The sequence below is a fragment of the Kitasatospora sp. SolWspMP-SS2h genome (assembly GCF_003259315.1).
In the GTDB taxonomy this organism is placed as follows: Bacteria; Actinomycetota; Actinomycetes; order Streptomycetales; family Streptomycetaceae; genus Kitasatospora; species Kitasatospora fiedleri.
Genome location: NZ_QLLT01000006.1, coordinates 80996 through 97349, shown reverse-complemented (window position 1 = coordinate 97349; position 16354 = coordinate 80996). Strand labels below are relative to the sequence as shown.

At 71.4% G+C, this 16354-nt stretch carries 16 protein-coding genes and 1 riboswitch; of the genes, 7 read left to right on the top strand and 9 right to left on the bottom strand.

Features of this window, described 5'->3' with window-relative positions:
• Window positions 1-97 precede the first annotated feature (97 nt).
• Both K353_RS09305 and K353_RS09300 read right to left on the bottom strand, forming a co-directional pair.
• Window positions 98-1477, bottom strand: a complete 1380-nt coding sequence (locus K353_RS09305; protein WP_111553108.1) for an NYN domain-containing protein — start codon at window positions 1475-1477, stop codon at window positions 98-100.
• 179 nt (window positions 1478-1656) lie between these two features.
• Window positions 1657-1923 (bottom strand): hypothetical protein, encoded by a 267-nt coding sequence (locus tag K353_RS09300; RefSeq protein WP_100835845.1) that lies wholly within the window; start codon window positions 1921-1923, stop codon window positions 1657-1659.
• A gap of 149 nt (window positions 1924-2072) precedes the next feature.
• On the opposite strand from K353_RS09300, the gene K353_RS09295 reads away from it, so the two are divergent.
• Complete coding sequence (locus K353_RS09295) at window positions 2073-2876, top strand: rhomboid family intramembrane serine protease (RefSeq protein WP_233533468.1); 804 nt, start codon at window positions 2073-2075, stop codon at window positions 2874-2876.
• Entirely contained in the window at window positions 2873-3154 is a 282-nt protein-coding gene (locus K353_RS09290; RefSeq protein ID WP_111553106.1) for an Lrp/AsnC ligand binding domain-containing protein, read from the top strand. Before K353_RS09295 ends, K353_RS09290 begins: the two co-directional genes overlap by 4 nt.
• Window positions 3155-3158: 4 nt before the next feature.
• Here K353_RS09290 and K353_RS09285 read toward each other — a convergent pair whose 3' ends face one another.
• The 3 genes from K353_RS09285 to K353_RS09275 form a co-directional block, all read right to left on the bottom strand.
• Window positions 3159-4523, bottom strand: coding sequence for an aminotransferase class V-fold PLP-dependent enzyme (locus K353_RS09285; protein ID WP_111553105.1), 1365 nt, complete (start codon window positions 4521-4523; stop codon window positions 3159-3161).
• A gap of 47 nt (window positions 4524-4570) precedes the next feature.
• Window positions 4571-4688, bottom strand: a riboswitch (SAM riboswitch).
• 155 nt (window positions 4689-4843) lie between these two features.
• Window positions 4844-5917: an anthranilate phosphoribosyltransferase gene (gene trpD, locus K353_RS09280; RefSeq protein WP_111553104.1), complete on the bottom strand. Its 1074-nt coding sequence runs from the start codon at window positions 5915-5917 to the stop codon at window positions 4844-4846.
• 128 nt (window positions 5918-6045) lie between these two features.
• On the bottom strand, window positions 6046-6471 hold the full coding sequence (locus tag K353_RS09275; protein WP_111553103.1) for a hypothetical protein: 426 nt from the start codon (window positions 6469-6471) through the stop codon (window positions 6046-6048).
• Between the two features lie 304 nt (window positions 6472-6775).
• On the opposite strand from K353_RS09275, the gene K353_RS09270 reads away from it, so the two are divergent.
• From K353_RS09270 to K353_RS09250, 5 genes are all read left to right on the top strand, one after another.
• Window positions 6776-7396 (top strand): heme-copper oxidase subunit III, encoded by a 621-nt coding sequence (locus tag K353_RS09270; RefSeq protein ID WP_030460978.1) that lies wholly within the window; start codon window positions 6776-6778, stop codon window positions 7394-7396.
• Window positions 7397-7488: 92 nt separating this feature from the next.
• Window positions 7489-8310 carry a c-type cytochrome gene (locus K353_RS09265; RefSeq protein ID WP_111553102.1) on the top strand — a complete coding sequence of 274 codons (822 nt, stop codon included), beginning with the start codon at window positions 7489-7491 and terminating at the stop codon, window positions 8308-8310.
• 8 nt (window positions 8311-8318) lie between these two features.
• Complete coding sequence (locus K353_RS09260; RefSeq protein ID WP_233533467.1) at window positions 8319-9374, top strand: ubiquinol-cytochrome c reductase iron-sulfur subunit; 1056 nt, start codon at window positions 8319-8321, stop codon at window positions 9372-9374.
• Window positions 9371-11032 carry a ubiquinol-cytochrome c reductase cytochrome b subunit gene (locus K353_RS09255; RefSeq protein ID WP_111553100.1) on the top strand — a complete coding sequence of 554 codons (1662 nt, stop codon included), beginning with the start codon at window positions 9371-9373 and terminating at the stop codon, window positions 11030-11032. The genes K353_RS09260 and K353_RS09255 overlap by 4 nt, the downstream gene beginning before the upstream one ends.
• 108 nt (window positions 11033-11140) lie before the next feature.
• On the top strand, window positions 11141-11506 hold the full coding sequence (locus K353_RS09250) for a GntR family transcriptional regulator (RefSeq protein WP_111553099.1): 366 nt from the start codon (window positions 11141-11143) through the stop codon (window positions 11504-11506).
• Between the two features lie 67 nt (window positions 11507-11573).
• Here the strand turns inward: K353_RS09250 and K353_RS09245 are convergent, their stop codons facing one another.
• The 4 genes from K353_RS09245 to coxB form a co-directional block, all read right to left on the bottom strand.
• Window positions 11574-12869, bottom strand: a complete 1296-nt coding sequence (locus K353_RS09245; protein ID WP_233533466.1) for an Ig-like domain-containing protein — start codon at window positions 12867-12869, stop codon at window positions 11574-11576.
• 170 nt (window positions 12870-13039) lie between these two features.
• A complete protein-coding gene (locus tag K353_RS09240; RefSeq protein WP_111553097.1) occupies window positions 13040-13456 on the bottom strand; it encodes a cytochrome c oxidase subunit 4 in 417 nt (138 codons plus the stop codon).
• Window positions 13453-15231, bottom strand: a complete 1779-nt coding sequence (gene ctaD / locus K353_RS09235; protein WP_111553096.1) for a cytochrome c oxidase subunit I — start codon at window positions 15229-15231, stop codon at window positions 13453-13455. The genes K353_RS09240 and ctaD overlap by 4 nt, the downstream gene beginning before the upstream one ends.
• Window positions 15228-16088 carry a cytochrome c oxidase subunit II gene (coxB, locus tag K353_RS09230; protein WP_111553095.1) on the bottom strand — a complete coding sequence of 287 codons (861 nt, stop codon included), beginning with the start codon at window positions 16086-16088 and terminating at the stop codon, window positions 15228-15230. Before coxB ends, ctaD begins: the two co-directional genes overlap by 4 nt.
• Window positions 16089-16354 lie beyond the last annotated feature (266 nt).

Sequence of the window (16354 nt, the reverse complement as noted above, 5' to 3'; positions counted from 1 at the left end):
GCCCCCGCGTCCACTCCCGGGGGCTTCCGGATGCCCGCCCCCGCCCCCTTTCACGGGACCGTCACACTCCGGCCGCCCGGGGGCCTCCGACCGCCCCTCAGCTGCGCGCCAGCCGGTTCAGCAGCAGCACCGAGGCCACCGGCCGCGCCCCCGCCGTGCGGACCCCGTCGGCGACCTCCCGGTCGGCGGAGACCACCACCACCGGACGGCCCTGCGGCTCGGCCCGCACCAGCCGGCGGATCAGCTCGTCCGCGGTCTCCCCGGTCCGGCTGAAGCGCACCCGCACCCCGCGCGGCGGGGCCATGATCACCGGCACGTCCAGGTCCTGACCGTCGAACACGCAGGTCACCTCGGCCTGGGTGCGCTGGGCCAGCATCGCCAGCCCGCCCAGCAGCCGCATCCGCTGCTGCTCCAGCGGCAGTTGGGGGTAGCCGGTCTTGGTCACGTTGTAGCCGTCCACCACCAGGTGGACCTGCGGGATGGCCAGCAGCTGGTCCAGCAGCGCCGGGTCGTCCTCGGCCAGACCGCGCCGGGCCACGTCGTGCGGCGAGGCCGAGCCGGGCTCGACCGCCTCCACCAGGTCGGCCGGGCGCAGCGCGGTCACCGGCAGCGCCAGCTCGCGCTGGAGGCCCTGGGCCGACTGCAGCACGCTGTCCAGCAGCAGCCGCAGCCGCATGTCCTCGACGCTGCGGCCCTCCCGGGCGGTGCGCCGCCCGCTCTCCACCGCGGCCTCCAGCTCGGTGACCCGGTGCCGCAGCCGCCGGGCCTCGCTCTCGGCGGTGCTGCGCTCGGCGGCGGCGGCGGCCCGGACCTCGGCCAGCTCCCCGGACAGCCGGCGGTTCTCGGCCTGCGCCCGCCGGGTGTCCGCCTCCAGCGAGCGGACCTTCTTGCGCAGCGACTCCGCCTCCCGGCGCACCCCCTCGGCCTCGGCCCGGTGCCGCTCCAGCTCGCCGCGGGCCGCGGCCCGGGCCTCGGCCAGCTCCTCCTGGAGCTTCCCGGCCAGCCGGGCGGCCTCGGCGGCGGCGCCCTCGGCGTCGACCCGCTCGGCCTCCTCGCCGGCCTCCTCCACCAGCCGGGCCCAGCCGGACGGGCGGACCAGGTAGGCGGCGGCGGCCACGTCCATCGGGTCGGCGGCGGCCGGGACGGCGCCCGACTCCAGGGCCTGCACCAGGTCGGGCTGGCCGAGCCGCAGCCGTTCGGCTATCCGGACCCGGAACGCCGGGTCCGACTCCAGCGCGGCGGCCAGCGCGGTCCCCGCGTACTTGGCCCGCCGGGCCGGGGTGAACTTGGCGTACGGGCGCAGCGAGGCGGGCAGCTCGCCCGGGGCGATGCCGCCGAGCGCGTCCGAGGCGATGCCGACCACCCGCCGGCGCACGCCCTCGGGCAGGGGGCGCCCGGCCGTCTCCGCCGCGTCGTCCCGGGCCGGGGCGGGCGCGGTCCCGTCCGGGCCCGCCGGCGCGTTCGCTGCCTCCGCCACTGTCCTCGGCTCCGATCCTGGTCCTGGCGGGCCCTCCCGGCGGGTGCCGGGCGGGCGTTGGTGTCCGCCGCTGCTGCCAATTGTCCCGTCTACCGTGCCGCTCCGACAGCACCCCGCCGACGAGTGCGCCCCGCGCCCCCGTCCGGGCCGGACGGGAACGCGGGGCGGTGGGGACGGCGTCAGCCCTGCTGGGCCCCGCCCTCCGCGGACTCCTCGGCGCCGGGACGGGCCACCAGCTCGACCTGGTCGACGGCGTTGCACCAGCGGCAGCGCACGGACTCGATGGTCTCCGCGAGCACCTGGGTCTCCTCGACCTTGGACTCGCCGGAGAGGTCGAAGTGCAGGAAGTCGGTCACCCGGGACGAACGGGTGACGTCGAAGCGGGTCAGGTTGCCGCACAGGGTGCAGCGCCAGCGGGTCTCGGCGGTCGGCGCGGCAATGCTCATCAGTGGTCCCTCTCGGCTGGTCCCGGTTCCGGGCCTCCAGCCTATTGCCTGCCGCCGGACGGGCGGATCACCGGTCCACAGCCCGGACGCTCACCCGCCCGGAGCAGCGCCCGGTGTCGCGGGTGCGCCCCCGAGGAATGCTGACCGGCATGGTGCTCTCCGCCCCCGCCCGGGCCGGTTCGCCGGCGGCCGAGCGGGCCGCCCGCACCCCGGTCGCCAGCTACCTGCTGATCGCCCTGGCCGCGCTGGCCATGCTGCTCGGCCCGTCCGGCCCGAACCCGCTGTACGGCAGCGGCGACGCCCGGGCCTGCGCCGAGCAGCGCTACGAGCACCGCTGGGGCGCCGTCCCGGCCGAGCTGCTGGGGGGCCGTCCGCTGACGGCGGCCCAGCTGTCGGCGCTCCCCCCGGCGGCGCCCGGCTGCGTGCTGCCGGCCACCCCCGGCAAGATCCCCGAACTGTCGGTGCTGACCGCGCTGTTCGTCCACGCGGGCTGGCTGCACCTGGTGGGGAACCTGCTGTTCCTGTTCGTCTTCGGCCCGGCCGTGGAGGCCCGGCTGGGCCGGGTCCGCTTCCTGGTCGGCTACCTGGCGATCGGCTACCTGGCCACCTACGGCTACGCGCTGGCCGAGGCGGGCACGCCGGACGCGGTACGGGCGCTGGTCGGCGCGTCCGGCGCGATCGCCGGGGTGCTGGGCGCGTTCCTGCGGCTGTACCCGAGGGCCCGGGTGACCGCGCTGGTGCCGGCCCTGCTCTTCCTGCCGCTGCGCTTCCCGGCCTGGCTGGTGCTCGGCCTGTGGTTCGCGCTGCAGTTCTGGTCGGTCACCTCCGGCGGCGACGGGGTGGCCTACCTGGTGCACGTGATCGGCTTCGTGACGGGCTGGCTGTTCGCGTGGGCCGCCCGTCCGGCGGGCGATACCCTGGGCGCACCTTCTCGAACGGGAGTCGCCCAGTGATCACCGCGATCGTCCTCATCAACACCGACGTCGACCGGATTCCCGAGATCGCCGAGGCGATCGCCGCGATCGAGGGCGTCAGCGAGGTCTACTCCGTCACCGGCACCTACGACCTGGTCGCGATGGTCCGGGTCCGGGGCCACGAGGACCTGGCCGAGGTGATCCCCGGCCGCCTCAACAAGGTCCCGGGCGTCTCCAACACCGAGACCCACATCGCCTTCCGCACCTACTCCCAGCACGACCTGGAGGCCGCGTTCTCGCTCGGCCTGGACGGCTGAGCGCTCAGCGCTGCTGCTGGGTGTCGACCACGCAGCGGCCGCCCTCGTTGCGGTAGGTCCACTTCGCGCCGTCGCTGACCAGCTCGCGCACCGCGGTCAGGAACCGGTCCAGGTGCTCGACGGGCGTCCCGGCGCCGAAGCTGACCCGGATCGCGTTCAGGCTGCGCTCGCCGGGCAGCGAGGACTCCGGCGCCCCGCACTCGCTCGGGGCGCTCTCCTCACCGCCGAGCAGGGTGCGCACCAGCGGGTGCGCGCAGAACAGCCCGTCCCGGACGCCGATGCCGTACTCGGCGGAGAGCGCGGCCGAGAAGTGCGAGCTGTTCCAGCCGCGCACCACGAACGACACCACGCCGACCCGGTCGGAGCCCTCGCCGAACAGGCTGAGGACCCGCACCTCGGGGACCGCCGCCAGGCCCTCGGTCAGCTTCGCCACCAGCGCCCGCTCCCGGGCCTCCAGCGCCTCGAAGCCGGCCTCGTCCAGCGCCCGGCAGGCCGAGGCGATCGCGTACGCGCCGATCACGTTCGGCGAACCGGCCTCGTGCCGCGCCGGGCCGGTGTGCCACTCCACCGCCACCGCGCCGTCCAGCTCGCGGGCCACCGTCCGGCTCGCCCCGCCGCCGGCCAGGTACGGCTCGGCGGCGTCCAGCCAGTCCGAGCGGCCCGCCAGCACCCCGGCGCCGAACGGCGCGTACAGCTTGTGCCCGGAGAACGCGACCCAGTCGACGTCCGACTCCCGCACCGAGACCCGGTGGTGGGGTGCCAGCTGGGCCGCGTCCAGCACCACCCGGGCACCGTAGCGGTGCGCGACGGCGGTCAGCTCCCCGACCGGCCACAGCTCGCCGGTCACGTTCGACGCCCCGGTCACGCAGAACAGCTTCGGCCCCTCGGCCGCCCCCAGCAGGGCCTCCTCCAGCGCCGCCACCGCCTCCGCGTGCGACCGCGGCGCCCGCAGGTAGCGCACCGTCAGGCCCTCGCGCCGCCACGGCAGCAACGAGGCGTGGTGCTCGGTCTCGAAGGCGAACACCTCGGTCCCGGCCGGGACCGCCCCCGCCAGCAGGTTGAGCGAGTCGGTGGTCGCCCGGGTGAACACCACCTGGTCCCCGTCCCGCAGGTCCAGGAACTCGGCGACGGTCCGCCGGCTCTGCTCGAACAGGTCGGTCGACAGCTGCGACAGGTACCCGGCCCCCCGGTGCACCGACCCGTAGTACGGCGCGTACGCCGCGACGTCGTCCCAGACCCGCTTCAGCGCCGGAGCGCTCGCCGCGTAGTCCAGCGCCGCGTAGCCGACCTTCTCGCCGGAGGCCAGCGGCACCTCGACGTCCCCGCCCAGCACCGCCAGCGGCTCACAGATCTCGGTGGTCACAGACATGGGTGCACTCCTCCACGGGGCCAGGACCCCGGAGGAGCTGCACCGGAAGTCCGCGCTTGCCGCGCGGGCTCGTCGCCGCACGGCCTGGTCCTCACCCAGGGCACCCCGCCACGGACGGAGGGTTGCCGGACAGCCAGCTGGGGCTTCGCGCTGTCACTCATGACCTGGCGAAAACAGTACACGAGACACGTCCCGTCTCAACACCCGTCCACATGGCGAGAAGGCGCGGGACGGCCGGGGGCCGGGCAGCCGAGGGGCCGGGGACCAGGCAGCCGAAAGGGCCAGGGCGACGGCGGCCCCGGCCCCCGGACGGGCGTCCGCTACGCCTGCGTCGCCTCCGCCCAGCGCTTCAGCAGCGCCCCCGCCGCCCCCGAGTCGATCGCCGCCGCGGTCCGCTCCATCGCCGCCGCGATCTGCGCGGTGAGCGGCGCCTCCCCCAGCTCCAGCGCGACCAGCGCGGCGGCGCTGTTGAGCAGGACGGCGTCCCGCACCGGCCCGCGCTCGCCGTTCAGGACCCGCCGGGCGACGTCCGCGTTGTGCTCGGCGTCGGCGCCGCGCAGGGCCTCGATCCCGACCAGCTCGATCCCCACGTCGCGCGGGTCGAAGCCGGTCTCCGTCACCTCGCCGTCGCGGATCACCCAGACGTGCGAGGTGGTGGTGACGGTCAACTCGTCGAGCCCGTCGTCCCCCCGGAAGACCAGCCCCTGCGCGCCGCGCCGGGCCAGCACGCCGGCGATCAGGCCGGCCAGCCGGGTGTCGAAGCAGCCGACGGCGTGCGAGGTGACCCTGGCCGGGTTGGTGAGCGGGCCGAGGATGTTGAAGACCGTCGGGACGGCCAGTTCGGCGCGCGCCTGGGCGGTGTGCCGCATCGAGGGGTGGAACCTGGCGGCGAAGCAGAAGGTCAGGCCGACCTCCTCGGCCACCGCCGCGACCCGGTCGGCGGGCAGTTCCAGGTTGATGCCGAGGCGGCCGAGCACGTCGGAGGAGCCGGAGGCCGAGGAGGAGGCCCGGTTGCCGTGCTTGACCACCTTCGCCCCGGCGGCGGCGGCGACCACCGCGGACATGGTGGAGATGTTGACCGTCCTGGCCCGGTCGCCGCCGGTGCCGACGATGTCGACCGCCGGGCCGGGGATGTCCAGCGGCACCGCGTGCGCGTACATCGCCTCGACCAGGCCGGCGATCTCCTCGACCGTCTCGCCCTTGCCGCGCATCGCGATCAGGAAGCCGCCCACCTGGACGGGGCTGGCCTCGCCGCTCATGATCCGGTCCATCGCCCAGGCGGTGTCCGCCTGCGAGAGGTCGTCGCCCTGGAGCAGCGAGCTGAGCAGGTCGGGCCAGGTGCGGACCACCTGCGCGGGCTCGCTACCGCCGTTCGCAGAGTGCGCGTTCACCATGGCTGACTCCAGCTCTCGTCATCGTCCCGGAGGAATCCCGAAGAAACGACGTCAGCCTATCGAGCGAGCGGGGACGGCCGCCCCGGGTTGCCGCCCCCTTCTCTCCAGCTGAGACGCGGCGGCCCCGGTCAGCGCCCGGCGGGCGCCCGCCGGGCGAGCCGGGCCCGCAGCAGCGCGGTCGCGGCGTCGGCGAGGCCGACCGGGTCGACCGGGTGGGAGATCGCGGCGTCGGCCCGGCTCCAGGCGGCGAGCCAGGAGTCCTGCGGCCGGCCGATCACCACCAGGACCGGCGGGCAGCCGTAGATCTCGTCCTTCAGCTGCCGGGTCAGGCCGAGACCGCCGACCGGGGCGGCCTCGCCGTCCAGGACGCAGAGGTCGACGCCGCCCTTCTCCAGGGCGCGCAGCACCGCGGGCGCGGTGGCGCACTCCAGGTAGTCGAGGGCGGGGACGTCCGCGGCGGGCCGCCTGCCGAGGGCGAGGGCCACCTGCTCACGGGTGTTGCGGTCGTCGCTGTAGACGAGAACGGTGAGCGTCTCGTCGGAGTGCTGCGCCATGGCCCCTGCTTCCTGGTGCTCGTCCTCTTATATGTGTGCCCGCGCCGGGCGGCCCCGACCGAACGGCCCAGTGTGACCCGGGCCACGTCCTTGGACGGATGCTACTCCCGCGCGCCCGTCCTGCGGAGACCCCGACGCGATCTCGCTCAAGCCGCCGCGCCCGGGGGTCACCCCGGCGGCCCAACGCACTCACCCGCTCGAACAACCGTCAGAAAACGGGCGGTGCGCGAGGCGGGCATACCTCACGCACCGGACACTCCGAGGGAGACCCCCCGGCGTGAAGACGGAATAAGGGACCGACATAATGTCCGTCGTGGCGACAGCAACAGCAACAGAAACCGGACACGCGCACGGAGCGGTCAACAGGCCGAACCTGGTCAGCGTCGGAACCATTGTCTGGCTGAGCTCGGAGCTGATGTTCTTCGCGGCCCTGTTCGCGATGTACTTCACCCTCCGCTCGGTCAAGGGTGCCGAGTTCTGGCACGAGAAGGCCCATGCCCTCAACGTGCCGTTCTCCTCGGTCAACACCACGATCCTGGTGCTCTCCTCGCTCACCTGCCAGCTCGGCGTGTTCGCCGCCGAGCGCGGTGACGTGAAGAAGCTGCGCTCGTGGTTCACGATCACCTTCGTGATGGGCGCCATCTTCATCGGCGGCCAGATCTTCGAGTACACCGAGCTGGTCAAGAAGGACGGCCTGTCGCTGTCCTCGGACCCGTACGGCACGGTGTTCTACCTGACCACCGGCTTCCACGGACTCCACGTGACGGGTGGTCTGATCGCCTTCCTGCTGGTCCTCGGACGGACCTACGCGGCGCGGCGGTTCACCCACGAGCAGGCAACCGCGGCGATCGTGGTGTCGTACTACTGGCACTTCGTCGACGTCGTGTGGATCGGCCTGTTCGCGACCATCTACCTGATCAAGTAACAGCCGCCCCGCCCCTGGCCCGGCGTCACCTTCGACGCCTGGGAGTCGGGGGCAGGCTGCTGCCGACCAGATCCTGACACCGGGGTTATTCCGTGAAAAAGCTCTCCGCACGACGGCGCCACCCACTGGCGGCGGTCGTCGTTCTACTTCTCGCCCTGGCGGCCACCGGGGGGCTGTACGCCGCTTTCGCGCCCGCCGAGAAGGCGCAGGCCGACAGCTCGGCGCAGTCGCTCGCCATCGACGAGGGCAAGAAGCTCTTCGCCGTCGGCTGCTCCTCCTGCCACGGCCTGAACGGCCAGGGCACTTCTGACGGCCCGTCGCTGGTCGGCGTCGGTTCCGCGGCGGTCGACTTCCAGGTCGGCACCGGCCGCATGCCGGCCCAGCAGCCGGGCGCCCAGGTCCCGCGCAAGAAGAACATCTACTCCCAGGCCGAGATCGACCAGCTGGCCGCCTACGTGGCCTCGCTGGGCCCGGGCCCGGTCGCTCCGGACAGCAAGCAGTACCAGCCCTCCGACGACCCGGTGACCAACGCCGAGCAGGTCGCCAAGGGCGGCGAGCTGTTCCGCACCAACTGCGCCCAGTGCCACAACTTCGCCGGCAAGGGCGGTGCGCTGACCAACGGCAAGTACGCCCCGTCGCTGGAGGGCGTGGACGCGAAGCACATCTACGAGGCCATGCAGACCGGCCCGCAGAACATGCCGTCCTTCCCCGACACCACCATGCCGGAGGAGCAGAAGCGCCAGATCGTGGCCTTCGTCCGCCACACGAACGACGAGCCCAACCCCGGTGGTCTCGCGCTGGGCAGCCTCGGTCCGGTGACCGAGGGCCTGTTCGGCTGGATCTTCGGTCTCGGCGCGCTGATCGCGATCGCGATCTGGGTCGCCGCCCACACCACCAAGGCCAAGAAGTCATGAGCCACGACATGTCAGAGAACCTGCCGGAGGCGCACGACGCCTCCCACGGCACGGCCGTCGCCACCCACGGCGACCCGTTCGCCGACCCGGGCCTGCCGGCCCACCAACCGCGTCGGACCGACATCGACGAGCGGGCCGCCAAGCGGGCCGAGCGCCAGGTGTCGCTGCTGTTCGTGGTCTCGATGCTGGCGACCGTCGGCTTCATCGCGTCCTACGCGTCGATCGACGCCGACAAGCTGGTCTACATCTTCCCGCTGGGCCACGTCAGCGCGCTCAACTTCGCCCTGGGCATGACCCTGGGCGTGGCGCTGTTCTGCATCGGCGCGGGCGCGGTCCACTGGGCCCGCACCCTGATGTCGGACCACGAGATGCCGGCCGAGCGCCACGCGATCGAGGCCGACGACGACGTCCGCAACGACGTCATCGAGCAGTTCAGGACGGGTGCCGCGGAGTCCGGCTTCGGCCGCCGCAAGATGATCCGCAACACCCTGATCGGCTCGATGGCCCTGGTGCCGCTGTCCGGCGTGGTGCTGCTGCGCGACCTCGGTCCGCTGCCGGAGAAGAAGCTGCTCCACACCAACTGGGTGGAGGCGACCCCGGCCCAGCCGATCAAGCTCGTCAACATGAACACCGACGAGCCGATGAAGCCCGAGGACATCGTCCAGGGCTCGCTCACCTTCGCGAAGCCCGAGGGCCTCGAGGAGTCGGCCGAGGACTTCCAGCAGCGGATCGCCAAGGACGCCCTGATGCTCATCCGGATCGCCCCGGAGGACATCAAGGACGACAAGTCCCGCGAGAAGGGCTTCGAGGGCATCCTCGCCTACTCGAAGATCTGCACCCACGTCGGCTGCCCGATCTCGCTGTACGAGCAGCAGACCCACCACGCGCTCTGCCCCTGCCACCAGTCGACCTTCGACCTGGCGGACGGCGCTCGCGTCATCTTCGGCCCGGCCGGCCACCCGCTGCCGCAGCTGAAGATCACCACCGATGAGCAGGGCTACCTGGTCGCCACCGGCGACTTCGACGAGCCCGTCGGCCCGAGCTACTGGGAGCGTCCGCGATGAGTTCCGCAAGCGGCACCAACACCGGCGCCTCCAAGCCGGCCAGCACCCGCGCCAAGCCCGCCAACAAGGCCGAGGCCGCTGCCGACTGGGTGGACGGCCGGGTCGGGATCTACTCCCTGGCCAAGGCCAACCTGCGCAAGATCTTCCCGGACCACTGGTCCTTCATGCTCGGTGAGATCTGCCTCTACAGCTTCATCATCATCATCCTCACGGGTGTGTACCTGACGCTGTTCTTCAAGCCGAGCATGGCCGAGACCGTCTACCACGGCTCGTACCTGCCGCTGAACGGCATCCGGATGTCGGAGGCGTACGCCTCCACGATGAACATCAGCTTCGAGATCCGCGGCGGTCTGCTGATCCGGCAGATCCACCACTGGGCCGCCCTGGTCTTCGTGGCCGCGATGCTCGTGCACATGATGCGCGTCTTCTTCACCGGCGCCTTCCGCAAGCCGCGCGAGATCAACTGGGTCTTCGGCTTCCTGCTGCTGGTCCTGGGCATGTTCGACGGCTTCTTCGGCTACTCGCTGCCGGACGACCTGCTGTCCGGCACCGGCATCCGCTTCATGGAGGGCGCGATCCTGGCGGTGCCGATCGTCGGCACCTACATCCAGATGTTCCTGTTCGGCGGCGAGTTCCCGGGCACCGACATCGTCCCGCGCTTCTTCACCATCCACGTGCTGCTCATCCCGGGCATCATGCTGGGCCTGCTGGTCGCGCACCTGATCCTGGTCTTCTACCACAAGCACACCCAGTGGGCGGGCCCGGGCAAGACCGAGAAGAACGTCGTCGGCATGCCGCTGATGCCGATCTACATGGCGAAGGCCGGCGGCTTCTTCTTCCTGGTGTTCGGCATCATCGCGGCGATGTCCGCGATCGCCACGATCAACCCGATCTGGGCGTACGGCCCGTACCGTCCGGACCAGGTGTCGACCGACGCCCAGCCCGACTGGTACATGGGCTTCTCCGAGGGCCTGATCCGCATCATGCCGGGCTGGGAGATCTCGGTCTGGGGCGGCCACACGCTGAACCTCGGCGTGATGGTCCCGCTGGCGATCTTCCCGATGGTGCTGGTCGCGATCGCGATCTGGCCGTTCATCGAGTCCTGGGTCACCGGCGACAAGCGCGAGCACCACCTCCTGGACCGCCCGCGCAACGCCCCGGTCCGCACCGCGTTCGGCGCGGCCTGGATCTCGCTGTACCTGATCCTGCTGGTCGGCGGTGGCAACGACCTGTTCGCCACCCACCTGCACCTGTCGATCAACACGATCACCTACACGGTGCGCATCGGCTTCTTCGTGGTCCCGGTCCTCACCTTCTTCGTCACCAAGCGCTGGTGCCTCGGCCTCCAGCGCCGCGACAAGGAGAAGGTGCTGCACGGCCGCGAGTCCGGCGTCATCAAGCGCCTGCCGCACGGCGAGTTCGTCGAGGTGCACACTCCGCTGGCGCCGAAGGACCTGCACACCCTCACCGCCCACGAGCAGCCCCGGCCGCTGGAGCTGCCCGCCGAGACGGACGAGAACGGCGTGGCCCGCAAGGCCGGCGTGGTCACCAAGACCCGGGTGAAGCTCTCCGAGGGCTTCTACGGCGAGGGCAACCAGATCGCCAAGCCCACCACCGAGGAGTACCACGAGATCACCAGCGGCCACGGCCACCACTGATCCCGGGTAGCTGTCCCGCCACGTCAGAACCCCCCTCCGGCTCCGGCCGGAGGGGGGTTCTGGCATCTCGGGCCGGAACCGGCCCTGACGCCCTGTTATGTTGACCGGGTGCACGTGGCGATCGATCACCAGTCCCCCGTCCCGCCCTACGAGCAGGTCCGCTCGCAGATCGCGGCCCGGGCCCGTACCGGCGAGCTCCCGGTCGGCCTGAAGCTCCCCACCGTCCGCGCGCTGGCCGAACAGCTCGGCCTGGCCGCGAACACGGTGGCCCGCGCCTACCGCGAGCTGGAGGCCGACGGGGTGGTCGAGACCCGCGGCCGGGCCGGCACCACCGTCGCCCCCACCGGGGACACCTCGCACCGCCTGGCCGCCACCGCCGCCGCCGAGTACGCGGCCCGGGCCGTCCGCCTCGGCCTCACCCGCGACGAGGCGCTGGCCGCGGTCGCCACCGCCCTGGACGCGGCCCACCGCTGACCCGCGGCGGACAGCGGCGAGGTCCGCCCGGCGGGAGCCCCGCTCCCCGGGCGGACCTCGCCGCGCCTCACCGGCCCGTCGGGCTCGCGCTCGGACCCGGGTTGACGCTGGGGGCGGGCATCTCGTTCGCCGCGTCCCCGGACGCCGCCGTGCTGACCGGCTTGCCCAGCGCGCTGTGCTTCACGTACTCGTCGAAGCCGATGTTCCAGTCGCCGAACCCGTTGCCGAACGGCTCCATCTCGTGGCCCTTGCTGTTGACCACCTGCACGACGTCACCGACCCGGGTGTTGTCGAAGAACCACTTGGCCTCGTCGGTGCTCATCCCGGTGCAGCCGTGGCTGACGTTCTCCTTGCCCTGCGACGACACGGACCACGGCGCGGCGTGGACGTACTCGCCGCTCCAGGTGACCCGGGTCGCCCACTTCACGTCCAGGTCGTAGGCCTCGCTGCTGCCGGCCGCGATGCCGATGGTCTCGCTGCTCATCCGGACGTCGGACTCCTGCCCGAGCACCACCTTGACGCCGTTGCGGGTGTCGAAGCCGGGCTTGCCGGTGGTGACCGGGATGGTCTTCACCACCTCGCCGTTGCGCTTGTACGTCAGCTGGTCGGTGGCCGCGTCGACCAGCGCCTCGATCCGGTCGCCGGTGCGGAGGTCGAGGGTCTGCTCCTCGCCGCCGTAGACGCCGGCGGAGAGCGGGAGGCCCGGCAGGTCGTAGGAGAGCTTGACGGTGGTGTTGGCGGGCCAGTAGTCCTGCGGCCGGAAGTGCAGGTTCTCGTCGTCGACCCAGTACCAGGCGCCGGTCACGGCGGGCTGCGAGGTGACGGTCAGCCCGCGTTCGATCTGCTGGCGGGCCGCCGGGTCGGTGACCGGCTCGGAGAGCTTGACGGTGAGCGGCTGGCCGACGCCGTAGACGCCGCTGCCGGAGCTGTCGGGGCCGAGTTCGGCGGTGACGACGTGCTGCGCCTCGGCGGTGGTGAAAGTGGAGCCGGTCTCGCCGTGGCCGCCCTTGCCGTCCTCGGCCGCGACCTTGACGGTGTACGCGGCGCCGGCCCGGAGCGGGTCGGTGGTCCGCCAGTGCTGCTGGTCGGCGGCGAGTTCGCCGGCCACCGGCTTCCCGTCCGGGTCGGTGACGGTGACGGCGTCGAGTTTCGCGGTGCCGTCCGTGGTGACGCTGAACGCCTGCGCCGGGTCGGCCTGCTCCTCGGCGGCCGAGGTGTGGACCAGCGGGGTCACGTCGATCTGACGGGGCGACGAGTCCTTCTCCGCCGAGTCGTTGTCGGAGGAACAGGCCGCGGCGGGGGCCAGCACCAGCATGGCGGCCAGCGCGGTCCGGGTACTGCCGGCTATCCGAGAGCCCTTCAACGGAACCTCCCAGGGGTGTGAACCTGCCTCAGAGCGTAGGAAGGCGTCACCCGGTCGGCACTCCGGGTAACCCGGTCGGGGGACGGAGGCCCGGCCCGCCCCGGGAACGACGGGGGCCGGGCACCCCCGAGGGGGTGCCCGGCCCGCCGTGCGGCCGCGCGGTCCGGAACCTACTGGTTCTGGTTCTCGCCGCGGTAGAACTCGAAGACCCAGCCGAACAGGCCGACCAGGAGGATCGGGACCGACCAGAACAGCAGCCACCAGCCGAAGACCACGCCGAGGAAGGCCAGCGCGCCGCCGATCGCCAGCGAGAGCGGCTGCCAGCTGTGCGGGGCGAAGAAGCCCAGCTCGCCGGCGTCGTCCGCGACCTCGGCCTCGGGGTTGTCGCCCGCGCCGGTGTCCACCCGCTTGGCGGTGAACGCCAGGTAGAAGCCGATGAAGGCGGCCAGGCCGAAGGCCAGGAAGAGCGCGGTGGTGCCGGCGGCCTCCAGGCCGTGGTCCGACTTACCGGTCCAGACCATGTAGGTGATGGCGATGGCCAGGATGAAGACGGCCAGACCGGCGAAGATCTTTCCCTGTTCCTTCATCGGGCGTCACCCTCATTCTTGCCCTTGCCCAGCGACGGACGGTCGTACTGCGCGGGGGTCACACCCTCGAAGTGCTTGGCCGGCTCACCGTGGTTCTCCAGGTAGTCCAGCGCGGCGATCTCCGGGTGGTGCAGGTCGAACGCCGGGGACTCGGAGCGGATCCGCGGCAGGGTGGTGAAGTTGTGCCGCGGCGGCGGGCAGGAGGTCGCCCACTCCAGCGAGCGGCCGTAGCCCCACGGGTCGTCGACGTTGACCTTCTCGCCGTACTTGGCGGTCTTCCAGACGTTGTAGAGGAACGGCAGGATCGACAGGCCGAGCAGGAACGAGCCGATGGTCGAGACGGTGTTCAGCGTGGTGAAGCCGTCCGAGGCCAGGTAGTCGGCGTAGCGGCGGGGCATGCCCTCGGCGCCCAGCCAGTGCTGGACCAGGAAGGTGGTGTGGAAGCCGATGAACAGCGTCCAGAAGGTGATCTTGCCCAGGCGCTCGTCCAGCATCTTGCCGGTCATCTTCGGCCACCAGAAGTGGAAGCCGGCGAACATCGCGAAGACGACGGTGCCGAACACCACGTAGTGGAAGTGCGCGACGACGAAGTACGAGTCCGAGACGTGGAAGTCGATCGGCGGGGAGGCCAGCAGCACGCCGGTCAGGCCGCCGAACAGGAAGGTGACCAGGAAGCCGACCGTCCAGAGCATCGGGGTCTCGAAGCTGAGCGAGCCCTTCCACATGGTGCCGACCCAGTTGAAGAACTTCACACCGGTCGGGACCGCGATCAGGAAGGTCATGAACGAGAAGAACGGCAGCAGCACCTGCCCCGTCACGTACATGTGGTGCGCCCACACCGTCACCGAGAGGCCGGCGATGGCGATGGTCGCGGCGATCAGGCCGGAGTAGCCGAACATCGGCTTGCGGCTGAACACCGGGATGATCTCGGAGACGATGCCGAAGAACGGCAGCGCGATGATGTAGACCTCGGGATGGCCGAAGAACCAGAACAGGTGCTGCCAGAGCAGCGCGCCGCCGTTCGTCGGGTCGAAGACGTGCGCCCCGAACTTCCGGTCCGCCTCCAGGGCGAACAGCGCGGCCGCGAGGACCGGGAAGGCCAGCAGGACCAGCACCGAGGTCAGCAGGACGTTCCAGACGAAGATCGACATCCGGAACATCGTCATGCCGGGCGCGCGCATGCAGATGATCGTGGTGATGAAGTTGACCGCACCGAGGATGGTGCCGAAGCCGGAGAAGGCCAGGCCCATGATCCACATGTCGGCGCCGACGCCCGGCGAGCGGACGGCGTCGCTCAGCGGCGAGTAGGCGAACCAGCCGAAGTCGGCCGCGCCCTGCGGGGTCAGGAAGCCCGCCACCGCGATGATCGAGCCGAACAGGTACAGCCAGTAGGCGAACATGTTCAGTCGCGGGAAGGCGACGTCGGGGGCGCCGATCTGGAGCGGCATGATCCAGTTGGTGAAGCCGGAGAACAGCGGGGTGGCGAACATCAGCAGCATGATCGTGCCATGCATGGTGAACGCCTGGTTGAACTGCTCGTTCGACAGGATCTGGGTGCCCGGACGGGCCAGCTCGGCCCGCATGATCAGGGCGAGCACGCCACCGATCAGGAAGAAGGCGAACGAGGTCGCCAGGTAGAGGGTGCCGATCGTCTTGTGGTCGGTGGTGGTGAGCCACTTGATGATCGCGTTGCCCGGCTTGCGCACCCGCGGAGTCCCCGAGGTGACGGCCCCGGCTCCCCCACCGGCCGCGGCGGGCTCGTTGAGGATGGTCACTTCTCTTCACTACTTCCCGTGGTGGGGAGGATGCCTGCGGGAACCGCGCCGGCCTGGCCCTTGTCGCGGAGTTCCTTGAGGTGCTGCTGGTACTCGTCGGCCGTGACGACCTTGACGTTGAACAGCATCCGCGAGTGGTCCTGGCCGCAGAGCTCGGCGCACTTGCCGCGGTAGGTGCCGAGCGCGGTCGGGGTGACCTGGAACTCGTTGACCACACCGGGCACGACGTCCATCTTCATCATGAAGTTGACGGGCCAGAAGTCGTGGATGACGTCGTTGGAGGTCAGCCGGAACTTCACGGACTCGTTGATCGGCAGGTAGAGCGTCGGAGGCTCCTTGGTGCTGCCGACCTCGTACGCGGCGGTGGTGCTCGCCGGGTCCGGGATCTCGGAGTTCTCGTAGTTGAACGCCCAACTCCACTGGAAGCCCACCACGTTGATCGTGTGCTGGGGCTTCGCGTCGACCTTCGTCAGGGTGGCCTCGTCGCGGGCGACGAAGTAGAACAGCACCGAGACGATGACGAGGGGGACCGCGGTGTACAGCGCCTCGATGGGCACGTTGTACCGGGTCTGAGCGGGGACCTCCACCTTGGTGCGGCTGCGCCGGTGGAAGAACACGCTCCAGAGGATCAGACCCCACATCAATGCACCAACAACCAGAGCCGCGATCCACGAGCCCTGCCACATGTGAAGGACCAGCGGGCCTTCCTTCGTGACGGGACTGGGGAGGCCAAGCCTGGGCAGGTCGTTGGCCGAGCAGCCGGTGGCGGTCGCGATGACGAGGCCCAGTGCCAGCGCCTGAGGCAGCTTCCGCCGCATCGTGCGCCGCGGCGAGCGGTCGGAGCCGTTGGGACTCACGTAGCGCCTTCCCGAAGTCTCGCCCGGGAACGCACCACCGTCCGGAGTCCGTTGTCAGGTCTCCTCGGTGATCCGGCCACGGGCACGGTTTGAATGCTTATGCGGGCCAAACGCTACTCCATCCTTATGCGGCGCTCACGGGCAGCCCCCGGTAACGCGCCGCCCGGCTACCCGATCAGCCCCCGTGGGGTGAACCGCCCCCGCGGGGCGGACGGAGTCGCAGGTCATGGCGGACATCCGAGCCTCCCACGGCCGAACGGGCGACC

Excerpts from the sequence above, each read along its gene's own strand:
- K353_RS09300 (WP_100835845.1), bottom strand. The coding sequence starts at position 1,923 with ATGAGCATTGCCGCGCCGACCGCCGAGACCCGCTGGCGCTGCACCCTG.
- K353_RS09295 (WP_233533468.1), top strand. The coding sequence starts at position 2,073 with ATGGTGCTCTCCGCCCCCGCCCGGGCCGGTTCGCCGGCGGCCGAGCGG.
- K353_RS09285 (WP_111553105.1), bottom strand. The coding sequence starts at position 4,523 with ATGTCTGTGACCACCGAGATCTGTGAGCCGCTGGCGGTGCTGGGCGGG.
- trpD (WP_111553104.1), bottom strand. The coding sequence starts at position 5,917 with ATGGTGAACGCGCACTCTGCGAACGGCGGTAGCGAGCCCGCGCAGGTG.
- K353_RS09275 (WP_111553103.1), bottom strand. The coding sequence starts at position 6,471 with ATGGCGCAGCACTCCGACGAGACGCTCACCGTTCTCGTCTACAGCGAC.
- K353_RS09270 (WP_030460978.1), top strand. The coding sequence starts at position 6,776 with ATGTCCGTCGTGGCGACAGCAACAGCAACAGAAACCGGACACGCGCAC.
- K353_RS09260 (WP_233533467.1), top strand. The coding sequence starts at position 8,319 with ATGTCAGAGAACCTGCCGGAGGCGCACGACGCCTCCCACGGCACGGCC.
- K353_RS09255 (WP_111553100.1), top strand. The coding sequence starts at position 9,371 with ATGAGTTCCGCAAGCGGCACCAACACCGGCGCCTCCAAGCCGGCCAGC.
- K353_RS09240 (WP_111553097.1), bottom strand. The coding sequence starts at position 13,456 with ATGAAGGAACAGGGAAAGATCTTCGCCGGTCTGGCCGTCTTCATCCTG.